Source organism: Myroides sp. N17-2 (assembly GCF_002286775.1).
Taxonomy (GTDB): Bacteria; Bacteroidota; Bacteroidia; order Flavobacteriales; family Flavobacteriaceae; genus Flavobacterium.
In genome coordinates this window covers 120,342-128,110 of sequence record NZ_NSGJ01000009.1, presented here as the reverse complement: position 1 = coordinate 128,110, position 7,769 = coordinate 120,342, and the positions used below count along the sequence as shown (strand labels likewise).

Annotated in this window: 4 protein-coding genes; all 4 read left to right on the top strand. The window is 39.5% G+C overall.

Annotated features, from left to right (window positions below; genetic code table 11):
- The coding region (locus CF599_RS06435; RefSeq protein ID WP_254050246.1) for a hypothetical protein at positions 1-1,237 on the top strand (1,237 nt) is incomplete at its 5' end.
- A 341-nt stretch (positions 1,238-1,578) separates the two neighbouring features.
- On the top strand, positions 1,579-3,324 hold the full coding sequence (locus CF599_RS06430) for an ABC transporter ATP-binding protein (protein WP_121965218.1): 1,746 nt from the start codon (positions 1,579-1,581) through the stop codon (positions 3,322-3,324).
- A 5-nt stretch (positions 3,325-3,329) separates the two neighbouring features.
- A complete protein-coding gene (locus CF599_RS06425; protein WP_121965217.1) occupies positions 3,330-5,093 on the top strand; it encodes an ABC transporter ATP-binding protein in 1,764 nt (587 codons plus the stop codon).
- A 912-nt stretch (positions 5,094-6,005) separates the two neighbouring features.
- Positions 6,006-7,565: an NAD(P)/FAD-dependent oxidoreductase gene (locus CF599_RS06415; RefSeq protein ID WP_121965216.1), complete on the top strand. Its 1,560-nt coding sequence runs from the start codon at positions 6,006-6,008 to the stop codon at positions 7,563-7,565.
- Positions 7,566-7,769: the final 204 nt, after the last annotated feature.

The window sequence follows — 7,769 nt, the reverse complement described above, 5'->3', positions numbered from 1 at the left end:
GCTTTCCAATTCTCTACATGAGAATACATTATTTCTTGTTTGCTCATCTATTTATTATTTCAGGCAAACTTACTATCTTACATTAGACGATGAAATATGTAGTTGGTCGGGTGAATACGTACTAACAGCAACATTAGGAGTACAGCCTTTCGTAGGATATTTAACAAACTATGCTAAAATGCCAGAAGGTAATTTAGACAATATCCAAAAAGGGTCATTACAAGTAAAAGGAAACGGTATCAAAGCATATGGAGAATGGGTATTCCAACGTCTTCAACTAGGACGTACTTCTTCACCTGATGATGGTATCTTAAGATACACGATTAACCCTGATGGATCATTAGTAGAGTCAGGTAGAATAACAGGAATGTCATCTAACTTCTATGTACACGATAAGACTACAGGATATTATGCTGATGCAGGAAGAAGCCTATTGAAATTACAAATATTCAATCCTTCTACAATGCAACGTACAGGTGAAATAGACCTATCTGCAGTAGAGGATAAAAAGGCAGAATACCAAGCAGTAGGGACTAACTTTATCGCTGCTAAGGAAGGTAAACTATATGTAGATATCATCACAGGAACTCAAAAAGGAAAAGGAAATGGAATGACTGACCCTGCTAGAGGATATGTACAAATAGCAGTTATCGATATTGCAACAGCGAAGTATGAAAAGACGATAACAGATACGCGTATTAGCTTCGTAGGATACCCAGGTAACGCTAACCAAATGTGGAGTACAGGAGAAGATGGAGCATTATACATCTGTTCTCACGGATTCGGAGTGGATGGTTCTACTAATGGATCAGCTATAGTACGTATTAAGAAAGGTACTACTGATTTTGATAATAAGTGGATCGTTAATGTAAATGATTATATGAAAGATGCTACTGTAGGTTCAGTGACTGAAAAAGGTGGTAAACTATACACAGCTTGGGGAGATAAAGCATTTGTTTATGGAGATATCTTAGAGACAGCTAACTTCACATATTACGCTTTTGATAAAGAGAATATCGCTGCAGGACCTAAAGCAGTAGAGGGAATACCTGCATCTACTTATGCGTTCCAAGATGCTCAAGCGATCTCGACTATCGACGGTAAAGTTTACTTCCGTGTAGTGGATAAAAAAGATTATAACGGATACTATGTATTAGGATCTGATAATGTAGCTAAACCAGCGTTTAACATCGGTAAAGGTGGTAACGTATGGGGATTAGTGAAACTAGTGAAGTAGTTAAAAATATAGTTTAACCTTAAATCTGCAGATAACGTTTAAACGAGAATGAATAGTACAAAACAGAGCAATATTAGTGATTAAAGCACACTATAGTGTGGTTTTAGAGCTAATTGAAGCTATGTAAAGTAGAATTCATTCGCAGCAAATGGTAGTTGCAGATTTGAGGTTAAGTTATTTAGAACTTGACACGTTGAGTTCGATCGTAATAGTAGAGGAGTTGACTTCTCTACTATTACTTTTTATATGAAAAGGGAAAAAGGGAGCAGGGAGCGTAAGGGCCCAACATCATCACGCTGTCGCGGATTTGCAATCCGTGACGTGCATAAAAAAACAAAACTATGGCAACAGACAACGTGCTATGGCGTATCGTAAAACCAGTCAAGAAGAAGCTAAACTTTGCTATGGCTCTTTCTGTAGGTTCTACGCTATTGACGATAGCCAATTTAATTATATTAAGTTATTTAATTAACGCCCTATATACAGGAGATATCACACAGTTGATGTACCTATTCGGAGCGATGACCGTATGTGTAGTCATCAGTTATGTACTACGCCTAAAGTCATTTGATGTATCTCATTATGCAGCCTTTGATCTAGAAGCTATTTTGCGCAAGGACATTAGTAGTCACTTGGCGAAGTTACCACTGGGGTTTTTGACTGAGACGGGATCAGGAGCATTGACTAAGATATTAAATGAAGACGTAAGACTACTACACGGATTTGTAGCAGATAGTACACCGTTATTTGTGCGTACGTATGCTTTCCCGATAGTGACTTTAGCAGCCTTATTTTGGTTTGACTATAGAGTAGCCTTAGTGTGTTTAGCTATTCTGATCATCGGATTAGGGTTCTTAGCCTTGGCAATGAAAAACAAAACAGAGGTAACTCACCAATTTAACAAAGCAAAAGAAGACATCAACGTAGCCGTTATTGAGTATGTACAAGCGATGCCTGTCGTACGTGTGTTTGACGGTGGGGAGAAGTCTTTTGTGCGTTATGAGAATGCCTTACAGCGTTATTTATCGATTATCACGCTTTGGTTTAAAGAGAACGGATTAAATGCCAAGCTGTCTATGTTTATCCTTAATCCACTACCTACCTTTATCATTCTATTGGTGTTGGGGACATATTGGTTTCAGGATGGGTCATTGTCTTTTGTATCATTTGTCGCTTCGTTATTATTGGGAACAGGAATGATCGAGTCTATCTTGCCTTACCGCAGTTTGACTAATGTGATTTCAAGAGCAGCGATTAGTTCTAAGCGAATAGAAGAACTAATGGAAGTAGAGCCATTAACATCATTGGGAGAACAAGCATCAGTAAGCGATACGACTATTGAGTTTGACAAGGTGTCTTTTACCTACCCAGGTAGAGAAGACAAGGCGTTAAACAATATCAGTTTTACTGTTAAACCGAAGACCTTTACGGCGATTACAGGAGCATCAGGAGCAGGTAAGTCTACTGTCGCTCGTTTATTGCCACGTTTTTGGGATGTAAGTGAAGGACAGATTAAACTAGGGAATACAGACATTAGATCACTTAAACCTGAGGTATTATTAGATACTATTTCTTTTGTATTCCAAGACAACTTTATCTTCTCAGATACCATCGCTAATAACATTAGAATGGGAGCAGAAGAGGCAACATTAGAAGAAGTGATGGAAGCTGCTAAGGCGGCACAGATACACGACTTTATTATACAGTTACCTGATGGATATGACACCTTGGTTAAAGAAAGAGGAAACAACTTCTCAGGTGGACAAAAACAACGTCTAGCTATCGCAAGAGCAATATTGAGAAACAAGCCTATTCTTATCTTAGATGAGGTGACGTCGTTCTCTGATACAGAGAATGAGTTGCTACTTATGCGTGCGTTTCGCAATCTGATGAAGGATAAGACAGTCATTATGATCGCACATAGATTAGAGACTATCAAGAATGCAGACCAAATCATCGTGATGGATAAAGGAAGCATTAGTGAAGTTGGAAATCACGAGGAACTAGCTAGTAATAATGGTATCTATCACGCGATGTGGCAATCGTACACACAAGCGCGCAATTGGCATATTAAATCAGATAAATAATAGAGATGAGTAAAGCACAAGTAAATAAGAGCAGTTCTTTTATCGGTATATTATCTAACCTGATTAAAGCAGCAGGGCCGATGGGAGGTCGACTGCGTATGAGTTTAATATTAATATTAATGTCATCTGTATTTCAGGGGGCAGCCTATACTTGTTTCTATCCTATCTTTATGAATTTAGGAAAGGGACAGACAGACCAAGTATGGTTTTATATATGGATAGCCTTAGGCTTTGTCGTTATCAGTGCTATCTGTAGATGGATAGGACAGGATTATGATTATGCAGGCTACTCGTCTAAAGCACAGTATGAACTTCGTAAAAGACAAGGGGAGAAGCTTAGAGAGATGCCACTAGAGTTTCTGTCTAATAAGCGCTCAGGAAAGTGGAGTGCTATCATTAGCAATAATGTCGATGAGGTTATCTCTTATACGATCACCGTATCGAGTCTGATGATGTATGGGATTATTACCCCGATATCAGTTGGACTAATGACATTCTTTTTTGATTGGAAGATAGCGATTGTTATCTTGATATTGTTTCCTGTTATTATTCCTTTGTACCGTTGGCGTAAACCTGCTTATGACAGAGGAATGTACTACCTAAACGAAGTACACTCTGAGCTAAATGCAGAGTCAGTAGAGTTTATCCAAGGACTACCTGTATTAAAAGCAAGCAATGGGATAGACCGCATCGTATCTAGGTTAAACAAGAGTATCGACAAGGTAAGAGAAGTACAAATATTCGGACACGGCAAGGGGAGTACGCCTAACCTTATCATTACGTCAGCCTTAGAGATCGGGATGTTAGTCTCACTAGGACTAGGTATCTTATTTGTCCTAAAAGTAGACAGTAATATGATGGTGATGACTGCGTTAATGATCATCGTGATTCGCTTTTCAGAGTTGATCTCTAGTTTCGTGCCAATGACGATGATATTCAGTCTTATGGAAGCGGGGTATAAGCAAATCACCGCAATGCTTACAGCACCTATCTTAGAAGTGAATCACCCTCAACCCAAACCTACTTCATACGAAATAGAGTTTAAAGATGTTGACTTCTACTATGAAGATGGGAAAGAAAAGACCTTGTCTAATATCAACTTATCGATTGCGCCCAAGTCTATTGTAGCTTTAGTAGGACCTTCAGGGTCAGGTAAAACTACATTGGCACGAATGATTATGCGTTACGCAGATTGTCAGAAAGGGAGTATCAGTATTGGTGGAGTTGATATCAAAAATCTAAAGCAAAACGACTTGCTGAGTATGATATCTGTTGTCTTCCAAGAGGTGTACTTATTTGACGATACCATTGGTAATAATATCCGTATGGCTAAACCTACCGCTACACAAGAAGAAATTATAGATGCTGCTCAGCGAGCACAGTGTCACGAGTTCATCAGCCAATTGCCTAAAGGGTATGATACGCCAATAGGTGATATGGGGAATACACTATCAGGAGGAGAACGCCAACGTATTTCTATTGCTAGAGCCTTGCTTAAGAACACACCAATCGTTATCTTAGATGAACCAACATCTTCTTTAGACTCTCTTAGCGAGCTAGCTGTACAACGTGCAATAGACGAATTAGTCAAAGAAAAGATAGTAATTATCATCGCGCATAGACTATCTACAGTACGTGGAGCAGATAAGATATGTGTGCTAGAGAATGGTGTAATCGCAGAAGAAGGAACACACGAAACACTAATCGCTAAACAAGGCAAGTACAATGCCCTATGGCAAGCAGAGAAGCAAATAGAAGCACTATTTTAGATGATTTACTACAGTTTTGACTTCTTTTTTATTGTTTGAGTTTTCTTGTTTACTTTTTTGATCAAGCAAAAAAGTAAAATAAACTACGCGTAGCGCACTAAGTAATTTTCGAGTTATACTTGACATAGCATACTTAAAACTAGAATATATAAACAAGGTTAAGAACAGATATTTAGACTCATCTGACGAAGTTTACCCCAAATTAACTTCGTTCTTAACCTGAGTTAAACTCAGAATAAGTGATAGACATATAAACGAAAAGGCATTATACAAAATAGGTCTGAATTAGTGACTAAAGCATACTATAGTATGGTTTTGGAACTAATGAAAGAGATATGAAGTAGAATTGCTTTGTAGTATTTGGCTAACGCTGATTATGGGTTATAGCATATAGTACACAGTATTATATGCTTTTTTTTATATCGTTATATTGCTACACAAACGTCTCCCGACTTTGCGTTATTTATCAGCATTCTTTTTCTTTGCCCAATGCCTGCCCATTGCGTGCAGTGTTGTTGCTGAAAGAAGCTGTCTGAGCTAGAAACCCCCAAGCATTCCTCACGTATTTAGCAATAATTGGCTAGACTGATAAAGTGTGGAATGTGTTTGTAGACACTTACAATACCTTTAATATATAGCCACAATCAATATCCACAAACCCTATCCGTGTGCTATGTCATTCTGACGACAGGAAGAATCGCATCCTATATGTCCAGACAGTAGCCACAATATATATCCTCAAACTAAGTCATCTCGACAAAAGGAGAGACCTCACTTGAAATTCCAGACAGTAATCCCATTCTAAGTACCTAATGGCTGAAAGCCAACAATTCCTAATTCGTAATTCCTAATTCGTAATTATAATTATTTTCCCGTATTTTTGCACTTTAATTTTTATTGCTTTATAGACAAATGCCACAAGAATTACAATTACAAGTTCTTCCAGATGTTGCAGCTACGGCTGATTTATTGACACAGTATGTTGCTAACCAATTAAAATGTTCGGCTTCGGACATTAAACACATTACTATCCTTAAGCGATCTATCGATGCGAGACAACGCAGTGTAAAGGTCAACCTAAAGGTAGAAGTATTCTTCGCAGACGAAGATGTCGTACACAGACAAATCCACTTTCCCGAATACAAAAACGTAAAAGACGCTCAGCGTGTTATCGTAGTAGGAGCAGGCCCCGCAGGTTATTTTGCAGCCTTGCAGTTAATCGAACTTGGCGTAAAACCAATCGTTATTGAAAGAGGAAAAGATGTACGTGGACGTCGTCGTGATTTAAAAGCGATCAACATAGACCATATCGTAGATCCCGATTCTAACTACTGTTTCGGAGAAGGAGGAGCAGGTACTTACTCAGATGGAAAGCTATATACTCGTTCTAAAAAACGTGGTGATGTCAACCGTATCTTAGAGTTATTAGTAGCTTTCGGCGCATCACAAGATATCTTAGTAGAAGCACACCCACATATCGGAACCAATAAACTGCCAAAGATTATGCAGGATATGCGTGAGAAGATTGTGGAGTTCGGAGGAGAAGTATTATTTGAGAAACGCGTAGTTGATTTTGTAATAAAAAGCAGTGAAATAAACGGAGTAATCTTACACAACGGCGATGTGATCGAAGCGAAGAAAGTAATCTTAGCGACGGGACACTCAGCACGTGATATATACGAATTATTAGACCGCAAGAATGTATTTATCGAAGCAAAGCCATTTGCTCTAGGAGTGCGTGCAGAGCACCCACAATCCTTGATTGATAAGATACAGTACTCTTGTGACTACAGAGGAGAGTTCTTGCCTCCTGCGCCTTATTCTATCGTGAAGCAGGTTAATGGACGTGGGATGTACTCGTTCTGTATGTGCCCGGGGGGAGTTATCGCACCGTGTGCCACAGCCCCAGGCGAAGTAGTGACGAATGGATGGTCACCGTCTAAACGCGATCAAGCGACAGCCAATTCAGGTATCGTAGTAGAGTTGCGTTTAGAAGACTTTAAGCCATTTGAGAAGTTCGGTGCCTTAGCAGGTATGGAGTTCCAAAAGGCAATAGAGCAAAAGGCATTTTTACTAGCAGGCGAGACACAGCGTGTACCTGCACAGCGTATGGTAGACTTCTCTCAATCTAAGGTGTCTGAGTCTATCCCTAAGACGTCTTACGTACCAGGGACTACTTCGGTAGAATTAGGACAGGTATTCCCAGGTTTCTTAACGCAAATTATGAGAGAAGGCTTCCAAGAGTTTGGCAAGTCAATGAAAGGGTATTTTACGAATGAGGCTATCTTACACGCCCCAGAAAGTAGAACTTCATCTCCTGTGCGTATCCCTCGTGAGGACTATACTTTAGTACACCCACAGATCAAGGGGGTATATCCGTGTGGAGAAGGAGCAGGATATGCAGGTGGTATTATCTCTGCCGCTATAGACGGTGAGAAGTGCGCTATTATGTGTGTGGAAAGCATGCAGTAATTAATTAAGAATTAGGAATTAAGAATTAAGAATTTGTGCCTTTCAGGCAATAGGTGAAGTGGACTGTAACTAGAACTACCCCGGCTTTCAGCCACCCCTCCCATGGGAGGGGAATGCTGTGTGTGCAGACTGTGTGTCAGAGGTTTGTTTGACCAGTATGTCTTTTCGGTTTGTTTTTCCGGAGCTACTATTCCCCTCCATTGG

What these genes read in the sequence shown, in the direction of transcription:
- CF599_RS06430 (WP_121965218.1), top strand. Translation starts at nt 1,579, where the DNA reads ATGGCAACAGACAACGTGCTATGGCGTATCGTAAAACCAGTCAAGAAG.
- CF599_RS06425 (WP_121965217.1), top strand. Translation starts at nt 3,330, where the DNA reads ATGAGTAAAGCACAAGTAAATAAGAGCAGTTCTTTTATCGGTATATTA.
- CF599_RS06415 (WP_121965216.1), top strand. Translation starts at nt 6,006, where the DNA reads ATGCCACAAGAATTACAATTACAAGTTCTTCCAGATGTTGCAGCTACG.